Here is an 18,542-nt window from a genome sequence, read left to right as displayed (position 1 = left end):
GCAATCATGTATACTATTGTTCTGCCCGCAATAATAATGATGCTACTAGCTTTGGAATGAAGACCGCGTGAGACTTTTTGCTCAACTAGGATGGTATTTCCGCCGTGAATGGAAGCGTTATCTAGGGGCGGTAATCCTCTTAATCGTCATCGCCATACTGCAATTGCTGCCTCCGGCGCTTGTCGGGATTGTCGTCGATGGCGTGACACAGCACGATATGCCTGCCGCTACCGCGATGGGGTGGATCGGGCTCATGGCGTTGTCCGCCCTATTAACTTACCTGCTGAGATATTTCTGGCGCGTTCTGCTGTTTGGCGCGTCCTATCAACTGGCGGTAGAGCTGCGTGGTGATTTTTATCGTCAACTCAGCCGTCAGCATCCTGCCTTCTACATGCGTCATCGTACCGGAGATTTGATTGCCAGAGCCACCAATGACGTCGACCGAGTGGTTTTTGCCGCCGGTGAAGGCGTGCTGACGTTTGTCGATTCTCTGATGATGGGGTGCGCTGTGCTGGTGGTGATGTGCACACAGCTAAGCTGGCAGTTGACGCTACTGTCTTTGGCGCCAATGCCAATCATGGCCATCATTATTAAGCACTACGGTACGCAGTTGCACCACCGCTTTAAAGCCGCTCAGGCGGCGTTTTCTATGCTGAATAATCAGACGCAGGAAAGCCTGACCAGTATCCGAATGATCAAATCGTTTGGGCTGGAAGATTATCAGTCTCAGCGTTTTGCCGAAGTGGCCGCGGACACGGGCGCCAAAAATATGCGGGTGGCTCGCGTGGATGCGCGTTTTGATCCCACGATTTATATTGCTGTCGCTTTATCCAACCTGTTGGCCATCGGTGGCGGTAGCTGGATGGTAATCCATGGGACGATGACGCTGGGCGAATTGACCAGTTTTGTCATGTATCTGGGACTGATGATTTGGCCGATGCTGGCACTCGCCTGGATGCTGAATATTGTTGAACGGGGCAGCGCGGGCTATAGCCGAATTCGTCAGCTCCTGTCCGAGAAACCGGTGGTGGTCGATGGTGTTCAGCCTTTGCCGGACGAACCCGGAACGCTGGCGGTAGATATCCAGGCATTTCACTATCCGCAGCACAGTCAGACCGTGTTACATAACGTCAGTTTCACACTGAAACCGGGAAGAATGCTGGGACTCTGTGGTCCTACTGGTTCTGGAAAAAGTACATTAATCTCCCTGCTGTTGCGTGCATTTGATGTGGAGGAAGGGCGTATTTCTTACCACGGCCTTCCGCTTGATAGCCTGCGTCTGGATGATTTAAGGAGCCGGTTCGCCGTCGTAGGACAAACGCCGTTCCTGTTCGCCGATACGGTAGCGGGCAATATTGCCTTGGGACGACCGGATGCGACCGTCGCGCAAATAGAGGAAGCGGCACGTTTGGCGCATGTCCATGACGATATTCTGCGTTTGCCTCAGGGGTATGAAACCGAAGTGGGCGAACGGGGGGTCATGCTATCCGGTGGGCAGAAGCAACGTATTGCGATTGCGCGCGCGCTCTTGCTTGAGGCTGAGGTCTTGGTGTTGGACGATGCCCTTTCCGCCGTGGACGGACGTACTGAACATGAAATATTGAATAACCTGCGAGAGTGGGGAGAAAGGCGCACCCTGATCATCAGCGCACACCGGCTTTCGGCATTGATTGACGCCGATGAAGTGCTGGTGCTGCAACAGGGGGTAGTGGCGCAGCGCGGTAATCATCAGGCGCTGTCACATGAATCAGGATGGTATCGGGACATGTACCGTTACCAGCAACTCGAAGCCGCATTGGACGAGCCGACGTCGCATCAGGAGGTCAAAGGTGAATAATTCACATCCGCTCTGGCCGACACTGAAACGACTGCTGGCCTATGGCTCCCCCTGGCGTAAACCGCTGGCGGTAGGCATGGTGATGCTCTGGATCGCGGCGGCGGCGGAAGTCGCCGGCCCCATACTCATCAGCTATTTTATCGACCATCTCGTCTCAAAAGGGGAGTTTCCGCTGATGTTGGCCAGCGGCTTGGCCGCGGTTTATGTATTGCTGCAACTGCTCGCCGCCTCCCTTCATTACCTGCAGGCGCTGACCTTCAATCGGGTCGCGGTGGGTGTCGTACAGCAATTGCGAATCGACGTCATGGATGCCGCTCTGCGCCAGCCGCTGTCGACATTTGATACCCAGCCTGTCGGGCAACTGATTTCCCGGGTGACGAATGATACGGAAGTGGTGCGGGATCTCTACGTGATGGTGGTGGCGACGGTTCTGCGCAGCGCAGCGCTCATCAGCGCCATGATGGTGGCGATGTTCAGCCTTGATTGGCGTATGGCGCTCGTCGCGTTGACCATCTTCCCGGCCGTGATGGTGGTGATGGTGATTTATCAACGTTACAGCACGCCCATCGTACGCCGGGTACGCAGCTATCTGGCGGATATTAACGATGGCTTTAATGAAGTCATCAACGGTATGAGCGTCATTCAGCAGTTTCGTCAGCAGGCGCGATTCGGCAAACGCCTGAGTGAAGTCAGTCAAAAGCACTATCTGTCGCGGATGCAAACGCTGCGTCTGGAGGGCTTTCTGTTACGTCCGCTGCTGAGTCTGTTTTCCGCGTTGGTAATGTGCGGACTTCTGTTGCAGTTCGGCTTTAGCTCGGTCGGCTCGGTAGGCGTCGGCGTGTTATACGCTTTTATCAACTATCTTGGACGGCTTAACGAACCCTTGATTGAGCTGACGACTCAGCAGTCGATGTTGCAGCAAGCCGTCGTGGCCGGAGAGCGTATTTTCGCGCTGATGGATGGCAATCGTCAGGACTATGGCGACGACTTGCGCCCTCTAACGAGCGGACGCATCGATATAGACGATGTCACTTTCTCTTATCGCCGCGGCAAGCCGGTATTACGTAACATCAATCTGCAAATCCCAGATAAAGGGTTTGTTGCGCTGGTGGGACACACCGGCAGCGGCAAGAGCACGCTGGCGAACCTGCTTATGGGCTATTACAACCTCGAATTCGGCGTTATTCGGCTGGATCAGCGTCCGCTCCCGACGTTGTCTCACTCTGTTCTGCGCAGCAATGTGGCGATGGTTCAGCAGGACCCGGTGGTCCTTGCGGACTCGGTTTATGCCAACGTCACGTTGGGGCGAGAGATTGATGAAAAGAGCGTGTGGCACGTGCTGGAAATGGTGCAACTGGCTGAGCTGGTCAGGGATATGCCTGAGGGGATCCATAGCCTAATCGGTGAGCAGGGCAATAACCTTTCCGTGGGGCAAAAACAGCTGCTCGCGCTGGCCCGTGTGCTGGTGAACTCGCCTAAGATACTCATTCTTGATGAGGCGACCGCGAATATCGATTCCGGGACCGAGCAGGCTATCCAGAAGGCGCTACGGTTGATTCGAGCTCAAACGACGCTGGTGGTCATCGCCCACCGTTTGTCTACCATCGTTGAGGCGGACAATATTCTGGTGCTTAACCAGGGAGAAATGGCTGAGCAGGGGACACATACGCAATTGCTGGCTCAGCAAGGACGCTATTATCAGATGTATCAGCTCCAGCTGGCAGGACAAGCCCTTGCGGAGTCTAAACGCTACGATACCGCTGCATTGACCCCTTAGCCCTCCTTTAAACCGCGTCTGATTTTCGGTACGCACCATAACTTAGCAGAGATTCTCCTGCTCAAAGGTGAAGCGCACTGGAATCAGGCGCAGCGCACAAAAATGGTGCACTGGTTGTGTGCGCTTTTATTCCTGATTGTCCATACTTTATTCAAACGCGATTTCCACGATGCGCGCATTCATCACCTTTCACTGCTTTTCCAACGTCGACTCATTTATGGCACATCAATTGCTTTCAATGATGGCGTAGAGACATTTGATAGTGACGGCACAGGCCTGAACTTAACGGGTTAGGGGGATGAGAATGAAACTGGTGACTGTGGTAATTAAACCGTTCAAGCTGGAAGACGTGCGCGAAGCTTTGTCTTCCATTGGTATTCAGGGCCTTACCGTTACTGAGGTGAAAGGGTTCGGACGCCAAAAGGGCCATGCGGAATTGTACCGCGGCGCGGAATATAGCGTGAACTTCTTACCTAAAGTGAAAATCGATATCGCTATCGCCGACGACCAGCTTGATGAAGTCATTGATGTAATCAGCAAAGCCGCCTACACCGGCAAGATTGGCGACGGTAAGATTTTTGTCGCTGAACTACAGCGCGTCATTCGCATCCGTACCGGCGAAACAGATGAAGCTGCACTATAACAACTACCTGATTTAGCCTTATAAATAGGGATGAATGAAATGAAGAAACTATCCTTCTTGTCTGGTCTGGGTACCGCAGCCATGCTCCCGGCATGCGCCATGGCAGACACTGCAGCACCAGTGATCGATAAAGCCGATAATGCTTTCATGATGATTTGTACCGCTTTGGTGCTTTTTATGACCATTCCGGGCATTGCGCTGTTTTACGGCGGTCTGATTCGTTCTAAAAACGTCCTGTCCGTCCTGTCCCAGGTTGTTGTGGCCTTTGCGCTGGTATGTCTGCTGTGGGTCATCTATGGCTATAGCGTGGCGTTTAGCTCCGGCAATGCCTTCTTCGGTAGCCTGAGTAACTTCATGCTGAACGGCATTGATATCAACTCCCAGAGCGGCACGTTCTATCAGTTCATCCACGTCGCTTTCCAGGGCTCCTTCGCGTGCATTACCGTTGGTCTGGTCATTGGTGCTCTGGCGGAACGTATTCGTTTCTCCGCCGCGCTGATTTTCGTGGTTCTGTGGTTCACTCTGTCCTACCTGCCAATGACTCACATGGTGTGGGGCGGTGGCTATTTGGCTGCGGACGGCGCGCTGGACTTCGCGGGCGGTACGGTCGTGCATATCAACGCCGCGGTTGCGGGACTCGTTGGCGCGACCTTACTGGGTAAACGCGTTGGCTTCGGTAAAGAAGCGTTCAAACCGCATAATCTGCCGATGGTCTGCATTGGTACCGCTATCCTGTATATCGGCTGGTTTGGTTTTAACGCCGGTTCCGCTAGCTCGGCCAACAACATCGCGGGTCTGGCATTTTTGACGACGGTGATCGCAACGGCAGCGGCGATTCTGGCCTGGGTCGTCGGTGAATGGGTTCTGCGCGGCAAGCCTTCTCTGCTGGGCGCATGCTCCGGCTGTATCGCAGGTCTGGTTGCGATTACGCCTGCTGCAGGTACGGTGGGTGTCGGCGGCGCGATGGTCATTGGTTTCGCCGGTGGCTTTGCGGGTCTGTGGGGCGTGACCGTATTGAAACGCTGGCTGCGCGTTGACGATCCTTGCGACGTCTTCGGTGTTCACGGCGTCTGCGGTATTGTCGGTTGCATCCTGACGGGTGTGTTCACCTCGTCTTCGCTGGGTGGTGTAGGTTACGCGGAAGGCGTCACGATGGCGCATCAGGTCTGGGTACAGCTGTTCAGCGTGATCGTGTGTATCGTATGGTCTGGCGTCGCCGCATTCATTGCCTTCAAAGTCGCTGATATGGCCGTTGGTCTGCGCGTACCGGAAGAGCAAGAACGCGAAGGGCTGGATGTTAACAGCCACGGCGAAAACGCATACAACCAATAATCAGTCTCTGGAGGCGTGTGTCGCACGCCTCGACTGCAATAAAAAAACCACCCGTTAGTTCTCTGCGGGTGGTTTTTTGTGGGCGGATATAAGGTCGAACGGGTTATGCGCTATGTCGGCGAATAACGCCCTCTTGCATGCTGGACGCCACTAGAACGCCGTCGCGAGTATAGAATTGACCTCGTACTAATCCTCTACCGCCGGAGGCCGATGGGCTGTCTACCGCATACAGCAGCCAGTCATCCATTCGGAACGGTCGATGAAACCACATTGAGTGATCGAGAGTGGCGACTTGCATGCCGGGTTCGAGAAAACCGACGCCGTGGGGCTGGAGTGCCGTCAACAGGCAGTTGCAGTCAGAGGTGTATCCCAACAGATACTGATGAACGCGCTCATCGTCAGTCAGTGTACCGTTAGCTCGGCACCAGACATGGCGGATTGGCGGTTCCACTTCCCCCTTTAGCGGGTTATGAAATTTAACCGGCCGCATTTCGATCGGTCGCTCTTGGGTAAACGTCTCTTTCAGTTGAGGAGGCAGCAAATGGGCCAGGCTTTGAGCAATGTCTTGCTCCGAAGGCAAATTTTCCGGCATCGGCACCTGCGGCATGACGCTCTGGTGTTCAAATCCTGATTCCGGCTGCTGGAATGAAGCGGTCATATGAAAAATAGGACGACCGTTTTGAATGGCATCTACGCGTAGCGTACTGAAACTCTTGCCCTCGCGCAGGGTGGCAACCTGATAGATTATTGGTTTATGGCTTTCTCCCGGCAAAAGAAAGTAGCAGTGGAAAGAGTGCACGCTACGTTGCTCGGATACGGTCTGTTTCGCTGCCGAAAGCGCCTGACCGACAACCTGGCCGCCAAAGACCTGTCGCAGCCCTAAATCCTGACTTTGACCACGAAATAAACCTTCCTCGATTTTTTCCAAATTCAGCAAATCGAGAAGCTGTTGTAATGCCTGACTCATCATTATCAGCCTTGTCGGTAGTACGCCATATTGCGGGTCCTTGCGGCGTTAACCACATGACCCCACTTTTTGTTTTGGTCCTTTCCGTCATCCCTTATGAAAATATCAAGATATTGAACCATAATTAAAACGCCGAGTGGTTCTTGCTACTTAGCGGTCATCGGTTTTCGCCGAAGGCCAGATAAATGATAAAGGGAGACTTACCAAATGAAATTATGGCATATCTTGGGCGGTATCATGGTATCGATCGGCTTGGTTGGGTGTGCAGATAAAAGTGATAGTGGTGTAGCTCCGGATGTCAGAGGCCCTATCCCGGCGAGCGGCAGCTATGTACCCGGCATTGCGCAGCCTTCCGTGACCGGTACAGTGAATATTCGACAAAAAATCGCACTGCCAGCGGATGCCGTGTTAACGGTAACGGTTTCGGATGCCTCGCTGGCCGATGCCCCATCGAAAATTATTGCCCAGCGGGTGACGTTGACTCACGGAAAACAGTCACCTTTCCATTTCGTTCTGCCCTACAACCCGAGCGATATTCAACCTAACGCGCGAGTGTTCTTGAGCGCGGCCGTCGCTATCAATCATCGCGTGACGCTAATTACTGAAAGCGTGGTTCCTGTCATCAATAATGGCGTTCGTTCCGCCGATCTGACTTTGGTTCCTGTGGAGTCTGTACCTGTCCCGGCGAATCCTTCTGTGCCGTTAGCAGCAGGAGCGGATGTTCATAGCGGAGCCACGGTGCCTCCGGTCGGTGGTACAAACGTAACCCCTATCCAGTAATCGAAGGCTAACCAGCGGCGAGTTATCAGATTTACGCCGTTGGTTGCCAACGAAAGAGGTTGAGATCAATTTTACCCGCCAAATTAAATCTTACTCCTTCCGCCACCAGCGCCAGCTTTTGACGCTGGTGGTCAGATCCTGTCAACGATAGCTCGCCCTTTCGATTAATCACCCGGTGCCAGGGGAGTTTTGTTCCTTCAGGCAAATGACGCAATATCGCACCCACTTGACGCGCTGCTCGTGGCGAACCGGCCAAGAGCGCAACATCCCCGTAGGTGGTGACTTGACCAAAGGGGATGGCTGCGATGACCTGAAAAACGCGTTGTCGAAAGTTATCTTCGTGCTGCGACATAGCGCGTGAAATCTCCTGTTTGCCATGAGGGCGTTCGATAGCACATGGTATCAAGCAGGTTATGGGTAAGAAAACAGCGGTTAGGCCGCGTCGGCTTGCAATTGACCAGTCCATCGCTGATAATGCCCACCGCTTCGCAGTGCGGAGCCGTCAATGGAGGCCCTGTTGGTTCTCCCGCAACACTAACCTGTGGACTCGGTCAGGTCCGGAAGGAAGCAGCCGCAGCAGGCGACGTGTGTGCCGGGATGTAGCTGGCGGGGCCTCCACCATTTCAGATGTTTCTTACCTATTTACCCTTCTTGTTTTTTACTTTTACGTTTCGGATGGTCTTTTTTTAAGAATCTGGCGTTGTCTTATGTTTTATTTATTGGACATTATTAGGTTCATACATTCAATGCCATTGAAGGTAAGTTTATAAAAAGACTTATCTCAATCGGTAGGGAGTTGTTTAATAAAATGGGTGTTAAGTTATTTCTGATGAATTAAGGCGGAAATACGTACATATGAGTTGTTACTAATTTTAGCATATTGCTTAATTTTTCTAATAAGACAAAGGCCGATCATGATATCGGCTCAATGTTCTTTTAGCTTAACCGTGGATGATTAATCCGTATTAACGTACGTATTTCCATACGGCAGTAGGGACTTTGTCGTAAAGCTTATTCATGGTTAGCTCGGCCAGACGGTGGTCTGCCGCGGAATAGAACATTTCTAACTCATCGTTAGAGAGTTCATACTTGTTTTTTTCAATAACTCGTTCAAGGGTGTCGATGGTTGTGCATTTGCGCAAACGCATCAAGTAATCTATTTTTTTCATAATAACCTTTATGAATTTTCCTGGGTTAAAATAAGTATAAGGCAAATAATTGCTTAAGTTCTTACTGTTGCATAGCTGCTCTTTTCTGAGAGCATTCTGAATAATTGTGACTTAGATTTTTGCCATCTCCGCAGCTCCGCATCATTAATGCCGTAATTGCTGAAAAGAATATAAGTATCGTCTAAATATTTTTCAACCCGCATGTACAACTCTTCGTCATCCGGGTATTTAATTTTATAGGTGCCAATAAAGGCCGCAATATGCTCAATAAGTTCATTGAGCTGAAGATTTATTGCGGAGGTCGGATCATTCACCCAGCCGTGGTTGCTGTCACCTAGTGTCGCGATACTTTCGTCGCGCAGATTCTCACACAAGAATCTGAGTTGGGCAATATCATAATGTTTAGGTGAGTACTCATCCATTTCAATCCCTCCGTTAAGCCATGGTTCAGTCTTACTTAGGGTTTACTCCTGCCGAGGCAGGTAACGCGATGAATTGCATAAGAGTGATTACACTCCGCTGTCCTCAAATAGACCGACCAAGGATAACACGGTGAATGTAAAGAATGTCCTCACGTCATTGTAAAAGTCATTCTGCATCAACTATAGCAAAGAACGCGTAGGTTCGCACAGCGCGGACATTTTCTGTAGCTATTGCTGTTATCGAACTCACCGTTTAAATTTTGTAATGTATTAATTGAAACACAAGACTATTAAACGTCTCTTTTTAATCGCGTCGCTTTTACTATGTTAATTAGTTTTTCCGACATTGAATGTAAGGTATCCATATAAAATGTAACAAAAATAGCATCCGTGAATCTCAGATCTGTTGAGTGACTGGCGGGTGGGATAGGGGAGCTGGCTCCCCTATGATGGTCAAAAGCCAGACGGCGTTTAAAGGTGATAGGGCCAAACAAGCTGATTCATTAATAGTCAGTGAGTTACTTAAATGTTAAGGCCTGTTTAAATCCTAAGGCAGAAGAGAATTTCTTTCAGACTTAATTGTTTGTTTATTGATGACAGCATAGAAGTCCGATGAGTTATTCATTAGTGTTTTTTCTTTTTCCGCCCCTGAACAGCATTAAAGCGAGGGTTACTTTTACAAATAACATAAATTCTGCCGCGTCGTTTAACGACGAAACAATCCTTGTGGCGGTTTTTGGCGCTTCGTAGTGAGCTTAATACTTGCATGACGTTTTTCTCCTGTCTTTAAAATTTAAGAAAATGGCCGAATCTTTTCTGAAAGCGTGCTGCGCTTCCCTCTTTTGAATACTCTTTCTGTTTGCCGGTGTAGTAAGGGTGCGAGGCTGAAGAAACTTCAATGGTGACATACGGATAAATTTTCCCCTCATATTCATGCGTTCTTTCCGTGGCGATCGTGGAACCTACGGTGGAGAACGTGTTGGCGCTGGTGTCATGGAAAAGCACGGTGCGGTAGTGAGGATGAATATTAGGTTTCATAATACGCCCTTGTTTAATGTTATAACATAACATTATTCTGCGCTTTTTTTATTCGCCGATCAACTGTGGGTTGTATACATGGAGCTAGAGGGGGCAAAAAAATAGGCCGCTAAAAGCGGCCTAAGTTGACTGAAGGGAATGTATCAGTGCTGGTCTGGCTGATGTTCCGTATTCTCAGCGGCCTTCTTTTTACTAAAGCGTCGGCTGACGACGACGTAAAAGACGGGCACGAAGTAGATGGCCAAAATGGTGGCGGTCAGCATCCCGCCCATGACGCCCGTACCGACTGCATTCTGCGCGCCGGAGCCTGCGCCAGAGCTGATCACCAGCGGCACGACGCCCAGAATAAAGGCCAGTGAGGTCATAAGGATGGGACGCAAACGCATCCTGACAGCATCGAGCGTTGCTTCTACCAATCCTTTCCCTTCTTTTTCCATCAGGTCTTTCGCAAACTCGACGATCAAGATGGCGTTTTTGGCTGATAGCCCAATGGTTGTGAGCATCCCCACCTTAAAGTACACGTCGTTTTCCAACCCGCGCATACTGGCAGCGACGACCGCCCCAGAATCCCCAGTGGCACGACGAGCATGACGGAGAAGGGGATTGACCAGCTCTCGTATAGAGCGGCAAGACACAGGAAGACGACGATAGCAGAAATGACAATCAGCGCGGGCGCCTGGTTTCCTGCAAGACGTTCCTGATAAGACATCCCCGTCCAGTCGAAGTTGATCCCTTCAGGCAACTGCGACGCCAATTGTTCCATCAACGCCATTGCTTCACCGGTACTTTTCCCAGGGGCGGCTTCACCCAGAATTTCCATGGAGGGTAAACCGTTATAGCGTTCCAAACGTGGGGAGCCATATTCCCAGTGGGCCGAACCGAAGGCGGAGAACGGAACCATCTGTCCCGCAGTGCCGCGCACATACCAGTTCTGAATATCGCCGGGTAGCATGCGGAACTTCGCATCTGCCTGAACGTAGACTTTTTTCACCCTACCGCGGTCAATGAAGTCGTTGACGTAGCTTCCGCCCAACGCGGTTGCCAGCGTCGAGTTGATCTCATCCAACGTAACGCCCAGCGCCAGCGCTTTCTCCTGGTCGATATCCAGACGATATTGCGGCGTATCTTCCATGCCGTTCGGACGTACGCTCACCAACGTATCCGAATGCTGTGCGACCATCCCCAACAGCTGGTTACGGGCCTGCATCAGCTTGTCATGGCCCAGGTTACCCTGGTCAACCAATTGGAAGTCGAAGCCGCTTGCGGTACCCAGTTCAACGATGGCAGGGATGTTAAACGGAATAACCAACCCTTCTTTTATCTGAGAAAAGGCGGCGTAAGCACGGCCAGCGATAGCATCGACCTTATTTTCCGCTCCGCTACGCTCATCCCAGTCTTTCAGGCTGGCGAAGGCGATCCCCATGTTTTGTCCGCGTCCGGCGAATCCGAAGCCGTTGACGGTAAAGACGGAGTTAACGTTGTCCTTTTCATTATTCAGGTAGTAATCATCCACCTTATCCAGCACTTTCTGTGTGCTTTCCTGCGTGGAGCCGACCGGCAACTGCACCATGGTGAGCAGCACGCCCTGGTCTTCCTGAGGCAGGAACGAACTGGGCAGACGCATGAACATCAGGCCCAGACCAATGACCAGAAGCAGGTAAATCACCACATAGCGACCGGTGCTGCGCAGAATATTGGCGACGCTGTCGGTGTAGTGATGCGTGCTCTTCTCAAACAGGCGGTTGAACCAGCCGAAGAAGCCCTTGGTTTTGCCGTGGTCATGATTATCAATGGGTTTAAGCAGCGTGGCGCACAGGGCAGGGGTCAGGATCAATGCCACCAGTACGGACAGCACCATAGACGATACAATGGTGACGGAGAACTGACGGTAGATTGCGCCGGTTGAGCCGCCAGAGAACGCCATCGGAACAAACACGGCGGACAGCACAAGAGCAATCCCGACCAGCGCGCCCTGAATCTGGCCCATGGATTTCCGCGTTGCTTCTTTCGGCGATAGACCTTCTTCCGCCATGACACGTTCGACGTTTTCCACGACGACGATGGCGTCATCCACCAGAAGACCGATAGCCAAGACCATCGCGAACATGGTCAACGTGTTGATGGAGTAACCGAATGCCGAGAGGATGGCAAACGTTCCCAGCAGTACCACCGGAACCGCAATGGTCGGGATCAGCGTCGCGCGGAAGTTCTGCAGGAACAGATACATGACCAGGAACACCAGCACGATAGCTTCAATCAGCGTTTTCACTACTTCGTTAATAGAAATCTTAACGAACGGCGTAGTGTCGTACGGATAGACCACTTTCAACCCCGCAGGGAACTGCGCCTGCAGTTTTGCCAACTCGGCTTTAACCGCGTTAGCGGTATCCAGCGCGTTGGCGCCGGTCGCCAGTTTGATACCGAGACCGGAGGCCGGCTGGCCGTTATAACGAGCCACGACGCTGTAGTCTTCACCGCCCAGTTCGATTCTGGCGACGTCTTTCAGTCGAACCTGCGAACCGTCTTGATTCACGCGGATCAAGATGTTGCCGAACTGCTCGGTATTGTTGAGTCTTGTCTGAGCGATAATTGACGAGTTGAGTTTTTGCCCCGGCACTGGCGGCGTCCCACCTAGCTGACCGGCGGCAATCTGCGTATTCTGAACCGTAATCGCCGAAACCACGTCTGACGTGGTCATCTGGTAATTGGTCAGTTTGTTAGGGTCAAGCCAGATACGCATGGCGTACTGGGCACCAAACAGCTGAGTATCACCCACGCCAGTGACGCGGCTGATGGGGTCTTTGACGCTGGAGCCGACGTAATCCGCAATATCTTGTTGGGTTGTGTTTTTATCATCGCTGATAAAACCAACCACCATCAGAAAGCTGCTGCTGGACTTCTGTACGCTGACGCCTTGCTGCTGAACTTCCTGCGGCAACAGTGGCATGGCGAGCTGCAGTTTGTTCTGCACCTGTACCTGCGCGATGTCCGGGTTAGCTTTGGAGTCAAAGGTTAATGTGATCTGGGCGTTACCCGATGAGTCGCTGTTCGAAGACATGTACAGCAGATTATCGATGCCGCTCATGTTCTGTTCGATGACCTGCGTTACCGTATCCTGAACCGTTTTGGCGTCTGCACCCGGATAAGAGGCGGTCACTTCAACGGACGGCGGCGCAATGCTCGGATACTGGGCTACCGGCAACTGCGTTATCGCCAATAGCCCGGTCAGCATCACCATAATGGCAATGACCCATGCGAAGATGGGGCGATCTATAAAAAACTTAGCCATTGATTACCGGCTCCTGTTAAGACTTGGCGGGTTGGGTTTGGGGCTGCTGAGTGTTGTCCGATTTGACTTCCTGAGCTGTCACCACCATACCGGGTTTGATCTTTTGCAAGCCGGAAACAATCACGCGATCGCCGGTTTTAATGCCTGAGGTCACGACCCACTTGTCGCCAATGGCCTGGGCCGTAGTGACAGTGCGAACTTCAACTTTATCCCTTCACCCACGACCAGTGCGGAAGCATCGCCGCGCGGTGTACGGGTGACGCCTTCCTGAGGGACCAGAATCGCATTTTGATTAACGCCTGCATCCAGACGAGCACGGACGAACATCCCAGGCAGCAGGTTGTGAGAAGGGTTCGGGAAAATGGCGCGCAGAGTGATGGAGCCGGTCGTTTCATCGACGGTCACATCAGAGAATTCCAGCGTACCCTGCTGATCGTATTCGGTCCCGTTTTCCAGCAACAGGCGGACATTGGCTTTGCCGTTAGCAGCCTGAATCGTGCCGCTTTTCAAATCATTCTTGAGCCGCAAAAAATCATTGCTGGACTGTGTGACGTCGACATAAATGGGATCGAGCTGCTGAATGGTGGTGAGCGCGGTTGTCTGCGCGCTGGAAACCAAGGCGCCTTCGGTGACCGTGGACTTACCAATTCGGCCTGAAATCGGCGCAGTGACTTTAGTGTAATCGAGGTTGATTTTGGCAGAGTCTACGGCGGCTTTACCGGAAACGACCGTGGCGTCAGCCTGACGGGAGGTGGCGACGGCCTGGTCGTATTCCTGCTTGCTGATGTAGTTGGTGCCGAGCAGCGGTTTGTAACGGTTGACGGTCAAACGCGCGACTTCGGCGTTAGCCTGTGCTTCCGCCAGCGTTCCTTTCGCACTGTTAAGCTGAGCCTGATACGGAGCCGGATCGATTTGGTACAGCGATACGCCAGCCTGGACGTCGCCGCCTTCCACGAAGTTACGTTTAAGAATTATGCCGCCGACCTGAGGGCGGACTTCAGCTACGCGGAAAGAGTTGGTACGTCCCGGCAGTTCGGTGATGATATTCAGAGGTTGTGCTTTTATAGTTACAATATCTACCGCCGGAGCGCTTCCTGCCGCGCTGCCTTGACTCTCACCTTTATTATCACATCCCGTAAGTACTAAGCCGCCAGAAAGCATCAGCACCGCCGCCAGAGGCAAAAGCCTTCTGTTTTTATTCATAAAATAAACCTCAAGATTCCGATTCGAGAATTGATCAATGGATAACAAGCCCAAACCCATTGCTGCGATAATATCCAGTTCATGCTATGTTACATACATACACGAATGTATGTAAATCGCACCTTTCAGTTAAAATAATGCTATGGCACGAAAAACCAAAAAACAGGCTGAGGAAACCCGCCAGCACATCATGGAAACGGCACTGCGCCTTTTCTCCGAGCACGGTGTCTCTGCGACGTCATTGTGTGACATTGCGGTCGCTGCGGGTGTAACACGAGGTGCTATTTACTGGCATTTCAAAAACAAAACTGAACTGTTCAACGAGATTTGGGCGCGCTCAGAAACAAAAATGACTGATTTTGAAACTGAGTATCATGCAAAATTTCCGGATGATCCACTTCATGTGATGCGCGAAGTGCTTATTTATATGTTGAAGCAGATCGAGCGCGACGGCGAATGGCGCGCGATGATGGAGATCATATTTCATAAATGCGAGTTTATCGGTGAAATTCGCTCGTCCTGCCATGGGCGCAAAGAAATCCACCTTGATTGTTACAATAAAGTGGATGTTTTGTTGAATCGCTGCATTCTCTCCGGCAAGTTACCTGAGGATATGGATGCCCACCGGGCGGCCATTGCTCTTCGTGCCTATCTCTCTGGCGTGATGGAAAACTGGTTATTTATGCCGGAAAGCTTCGAATTAAGTACCGAAGCGCCATTTTTGATCGATGGCCTCATTGATATGCTGCGTTTCAGTCCTGCCATGCGTCAGGTTCATTGACCTGGAAAATGTTTACAGAACGTTAATACCGTTACGTTTCACCACGGATTCACATATCTTGGCCTGACGGAGGCGTGATAAACTCGGTATATCTCCGCTTAAACGATGATGTGCCATGAGTTTCAGGTTCCCAATTTTTCGTCATTTCTACTCCTCTTTTTGCCGCATGGCGGATTTCGCCCTGCGTTCTCTGTCGGCGCACCTTTGTGTATTGTGTCTGGCGCTGGCCGTGTGTACGCCAGCGTTGGCGGTGACCAATGATTTACCGGCCCGCGGCGATATTCAAAACCGTCTCGACACGCTGAATAAACAAAAAAGCCAGTCCCCGGCCGACAAACTGGTTATCGAGGACTACACCAAAACGCTCGATGTGCTTGATGCGATAGAACGGGTTAAGCAGGAAACCGCCCAACTGAAACTTCAGGCGGCGCAAGCGCCGACCAAACTGCGGCAGACCAGCGATGATTTGGCAGCGTTGGCCACCTCCTCGGAAATCTCGCTCGCCTCTCTCGAATCCTTATCGATCAAACAGTTGGAGTCGCGGCTGAATGACACGCTGGCTGGCCTGCAGTCGGCGCAGGAAAACCTCTCCAATTACAACAGCCAGCTGATTTCGCTACAGACGCAGCCGGAAAGAGTGCAGAGCGCCATGTTGACGGCCTCTCAGCGCAGTCAGCAGCTGCGCAATCAGCTTAATGGGCTGGAGCCGGGTCAGGTGACGCTGCGGCCGAGCCAGCAAACGTTGTTGTTGACGGAACAGGCCCTGTTGAGCGCTCAGATGGAGCAACAGCGCAAAAGTCTGGAAGTGAACACGACGCTGCAGGATCTGCTGCAAAAGCAGCGTGATTACACGGCGGCCCAGATTAATCAGCAAGAGCGCATGGTGCAGGCGCTGCAAAATGTGGTTAGTCACAAACGCCTCAATTTATCTGAGAAAACCGCCAAAGAGGCGCAGACTTCCGGCGAACTGCAGCGTATTCAGGAAAATCCGTTGGTCAAAACGGAAATGGAAACCAACCGCCAGCTCAGCCAGCGTTTGATTACCGCGACTGAAGCCGGAAATACACTGGTGCAGCAAAGTATTCAGGTGAAAAACTGGTTGGATCGCGCCACGCAGTCGGAGCGTAATCTGAAAGAGCAGGTGACCGTTCTCAAAGGCAGCCTGTTGCTATCGCGTATTTTGTACCAGCAACAGCAAAACCTGCCTTCGGCAGATGAGCTGAGCGACATGAGTACGCAGATCGCCGACCTGCGTCTGGAACAGTTCGACATCAACCAGCAGCGTGATGAGCTATTTCGCGGCGATGAATATATCCAGAAGCTGCTGGCGCGCAGTAACACGGCATCCGATAGCGAAGTGACTGATGCGCTGGAACAGATTCTGGACATGCGCCGGGAACTGCTCGATCAGTTGAACAAGCAGCTTGGCAACCAGCTCATGCTCGCGATCAACCTGCAAATTAACCGACAGCAGCTCGGCAGCGTGAACGCGTCGTTGCAAAGGACGCTGACTCAGCAGATCTTCTGGGTGAACAGCAACAAGCCGATGGGCTGGAGCTGGTTGAAAGAATTCCCTTCTTCGCTCAAACAGCAACTGCATGGCCTCCACATTGGGGTTAAATCGGAACAGCTGGTTCAGGGGGCTTTACGGTCCTTACTTTATGTGCTCCCCGCCATGCTGTTGGTGGGGCTGATCTTCTGGCGTCGTCGATCGATCGATCACTATCTCGACAAATTATCCAAAGACGTTGGGCAGCTTAAGCGAGACAGCCAACTACATACGCCGCAAACGATTCTGCTACTGCTGATTAAGGTGCTGCCCGTCACGCTGATGATCATGTGCGTGGGGCTGTGGCTGGAGCGTTCTGGAGGGCAACTCGGCGAATTCGCCTGGCTGCTGAGCCAGGATCTGGCGCTGTTTTGGCTCGTCTTCGGTCTGGCCTGGCAGGGATTGAAGCCCGAGGGAATGTTCGAACGGCACTTCAATTTGGCGCCTTCGTTAAGCGCTCACTATCGCAGACAGACGCTACGACTGGGCTGTGCGCTGCTGCCGCTGATTTTTTGGTCTGTTATCGGCGAACAGATACCGCTTTATCTGGTGGACGACGTTATCGGGCAACTGGTGATCGTCCTCAATTTGGTACTGCTGTCCGTGTTGGTCTTTCCGCTTTGCCGCGACAGCTGGCGGGATAAGGATCGCCACACGATGCGTCTGATCGTCGTCACGGCGATCGCCCTGATGCCGCCGTTTTTGATCGTGCTGATGTTTAGCGGCTACTTCTATACCACGCTGCGGCTGTCCGGGCGCTGGATCGAAAGTCTGTATCTGCTAATTATCTGGAATGTGGTTTATATGGCGACGATCCGTGGTCTTAGTGTCGCCGCGCGACGTCTGGCTTATCGTCGTGCGCTGGCCAGACGGCAGAATATGGTGAAGGAAGGGGCAGAAGGGAGCGAGCCGGTGCCTGAAGCGCCGCTGGCGCTGGAACAAATCAGCCAGCAGTCATTGCGGCTGACCACCATGGTTCTGGTGATGGTCTTCTGTGGCGCTATTTATGGGATTTGGGCAGATCTGGTAACGGTATTCTCCTACCTTGATAGCGTCACGCTCTGGCACTACAACGCATCCGTGGGCGGCAGCAATGTCCTGCAAGCGGTCACGCTCGGCAACCTGCTGCTGTCGCTGGCGGTGATTGTGATTGCCTACGTGATGACGCGCAACTTGCCGGGGCTACTGGAAGTGCTGGTGCTCTCCCGACTGCAGCTGAGGCAGGGTACGTCCTACGCCATCACGACGATATTGACCTACCTGATTACCTCCGTCGGCGCGGTGACCGCCCTCAGCTCGCTTGGCGTATCGTGGGACAAACTCCAGTGGTTGGTCGCGGCGTTATCCGTCGGGCTTGGGTTCGGTTTGCAGGAGATCTTCGCCAACTTCGTTTCCGGTCTGATCATTCTCTTCGAACGACCGGTGCGTATCGGCGACACCATTACCATCGGCACGTTTTCGGGAACGGTCAGCAAGATAAGAATTCGAGCGACGACGATAACGGATTTTGACCGTAAAGAAGTGATCATTCCCAACAAGGCCTTCGTGACGGAGCGTCTGATCAACTGGTCGCTGTCTGACACCATCACGCGTGTCATCATCAGCATCGGTGTAGCCTACGGGTCGGATTTGGATAAGGTGAAATCCGTTTTGTTGCAGGCCGCGCGCGAAAATGCCCGTGTGATGACCGATCCGGAACCACAGGTGTTTTTCCTCGCGTTTGGCGCGAGCACGCTCAATCATGAGCTGAGACTG

The 18,542-nt window shown here is 52.3% G+C and carries 13 protein-coding genes, 1 other RNA gene and 2 pseudogenes; 8 read left to right on the top strand and 8 right to left on the bottom strand.

Features of this window, described 5'->3' with window-relative positions; genetic code table 11:
• Window positions 1-67 precede the first annotated feature (67 nt).
• The 4 genes from AU509_RS12855 (at window position 68) to amtB (ending at window position 5,589) form a co-directional block, all read left to right on the top strand.
• Window positions 68-1,837, top strand: a complete 1,770-nt coding sequence (locus AU509_RS12855) for a SmdA family multidrug ABC transporter permease/ATP-binding protein (protein WP_094118525.1) — start codon at window positions 68-70, stop codon at window positions 1,835-1,837.
• Complete coding sequence (locus tag AU509_RS12850) at window positions 1,830-3,614, top strand: SmdB family multidrug efflux ABC transporter permease/ATP-binding protein (RefSeq protein WP_094118524.1); 1,785 nt, start codon at window positions 1,830-1,832, stop codon at window positions 3,612-3,614. The genes AU509_RS12855 and AU509_RS12850 overlap by 8 nt, the downstream gene beginning before the upstream one ends.
• A gap of 304 nt (window positions 3,615-3,918) precedes the next feature.
• Complete coding sequence (gene glnK / locus AU509_RS12845) at window positions 3,919-4,257, top strand: P-II family nitrogen regulator (protein ID WP_009114005.1); 339 nt, start codon at window positions 3,919-3,921, stop codon at window positions 4,255-4,257.
• A 39-nt stretch (window positions 4,258-4,296) separates the two neighbouring features.
• Window positions 4,297-5,589 (top strand): ammonium transporter AmtB, encoded by a 1,293-nt coding sequence (gene amtB, locus AU509_RS12840; RefSeq protein ID WP_085652948.1) that lies wholly within the window; start codon window positions 4,297-4,299, stop codon window positions 5,587-5,589.
• A gap of 103 nt (window positions 5,590-5,692) precedes the next feature.
• Here amtB and tesB read toward each other — a convergent pair whose 3' ends face one another.
• Window positions 5,693-6,556 (bottom strand): acyl-CoA thioesterase II, encoded by an 864-nt coding sequence (gene tesB, locus AU509_RS12835; RefSeq protein WP_085652972.1) that lies wholly within the window; start codon window positions 6,554-6,556, stop codon window positions 5,693-5,695.
• 207 nt (window positions 6,557-6,763) lie between these two features.
• On the opposite strand from tesB, the gene AU509_RS12830 reads away from it, so the two are divergent.
• A complete protein-coding gene (locus AU509_RS12830) occupies window positions 6,764-7,336 on the top strand; it encodes a YbaY family lipoprotein (protein ID WP_085652949.1) in 573 nt (190 codons plus the stop codon).
• Between the two features lie 31 nt (window positions 7,337-7,367).
• Here AU509_RS12830 and AU509_RS12825 read toward each other — a convergent pair whose 3' ends face one another.
• Complete coding sequence (locus tag AU509_RS12825; protein ID WP_094118523.1) at window positions 7,368-7,688, bottom strand: MGMT family protein; 321 nt, start codon at window positions 7,686-7,688, stop codon at window positions 7,368-7,370.
• 163 nt (window positions 7,689-7,851) lie between these two features.
• Here AU509_RS12825 and ffs point away from each other — a divergent pair.
• An RNA gene (gene ffs / locus AU509_RS12820) (signal recognition particle sRNA small type) lies at window positions 7,852-7,948 on the top strand.
• 353 nt (window positions 7,949-8,301) lie between these two features.
• Here ffs and AU509_RS12815 read toward each other — a convergent pair.
• The 6 genes and pseudogenes from AU509_RS12815 to AU509_RS12790 form a co-directional block, all read right to left on the bottom strand.
• Complete coding sequence (locus tag AU509_RS12815) at window positions 8,302-8,505, bottom strand: HHA domain-containing protein (protein ID WP_009114000.1); 204 nt, start codon at window positions 8,503-8,505, stop codon at window positions 8,302-8,304.
• 53 nt (window positions 8,506-8,558) lie between these two features.
• Window positions 8,559-8,927 (bottom strand): Hha toxicity modulator TomB, encoded by a 369-nt coding sequence (gene tomB, locus AU509_RS12810; protein ID WP_026738849.1) that lies wholly within the window; start codon window positions 8,925-8,927, stop codon window positions 8,559-8,561.
• A 624-nt stretch (window positions 8,928-9,551) separates the two neighbouring features.
• The gene (gene ykgO / locus AU509_RS12805) at window positions 9,552-9,695 is read right to left on the bottom strand and encodes a type B 50S ribosomal protein L36 (RefSeq protein WP_085652951.1); all 144 of its coding nucleotides are present in this window, start codon (window positions 9,693-9,695) and stop codon (window positions 9,552-9,554) included.
• Window positions 9,696-9,713: 18 nt separating this feature from the next.
• Window positions 9,714-9,965, bottom strand: a complete 252-nt coding sequence (locus AU509_RS12800; RefSeq protein ID WP_085652952.1) for a type B 50S ribosomal protein L31 — start codon at window positions 9,963-9,965, stop codon at window positions 9,714-9,716.
• A gap of 143 nt (window positions 9,966-10,108) precedes the next feature.
• Window positions 10,109-13,254, bottom strand: a pseudogene (locus AU509_RS12795) (efflux RND transporter permease subunit).
• Window positions 13,255-13,270: 16 nt separating this feature from the next.
• A pseudogene (locus AU509_RS12790) lies at window positions 13,271-14,457 on the bottom strand (efflux RND transporter periplasmic adaptor subunit).
• 142 nt (window positions 14,458-14,599) lie between these two features.
• Here AU509_RS12790 and acrR point away from each other — a divergent pair.
• Together acrR and mscK are read left to right on the top strand one after the other, a co-directional pair.
• On the top strand, window positions 14,600-15,238 hold the full coding sequence (gene acrR / locus AU509_RS12785) for a multidrug efflux transporter transcriptional repressor AcrR (RefSeq protein WP_085652954.1): 639 nt from the start codon (window positions 14,600-14,602) through the stop codon (window positions 15,236-15,238).
• Window positions 15,239-15,353: 115 nt separating this feature from the next.
• Window positions 15,354-18,542, top strand: a 3,189-nt coding sequence (gene mscK / locus AU509_RS12780) for a mechanosensitive channel MscK (RefSeq protein ID WP_094118522.1), incomplete at its 3' end; no start/stop codon positions are given.

The sequence above is a fragment of the Lonsdalea britannica genome (assembly GCF_002111595.1).
Taxonomy (GTDB): Bacteria; Pseudomonadota; Gammaproteobacteria; order Enterobacterales; family Enterobacteriaceae; genus Lonsdalea; species Lonsdalea britannica.
The sequence above is the reverse complement of the archived record's forward strand: the minus strand, read 5'-3'. Positions and strand labels throughout refer to the sequence as shown.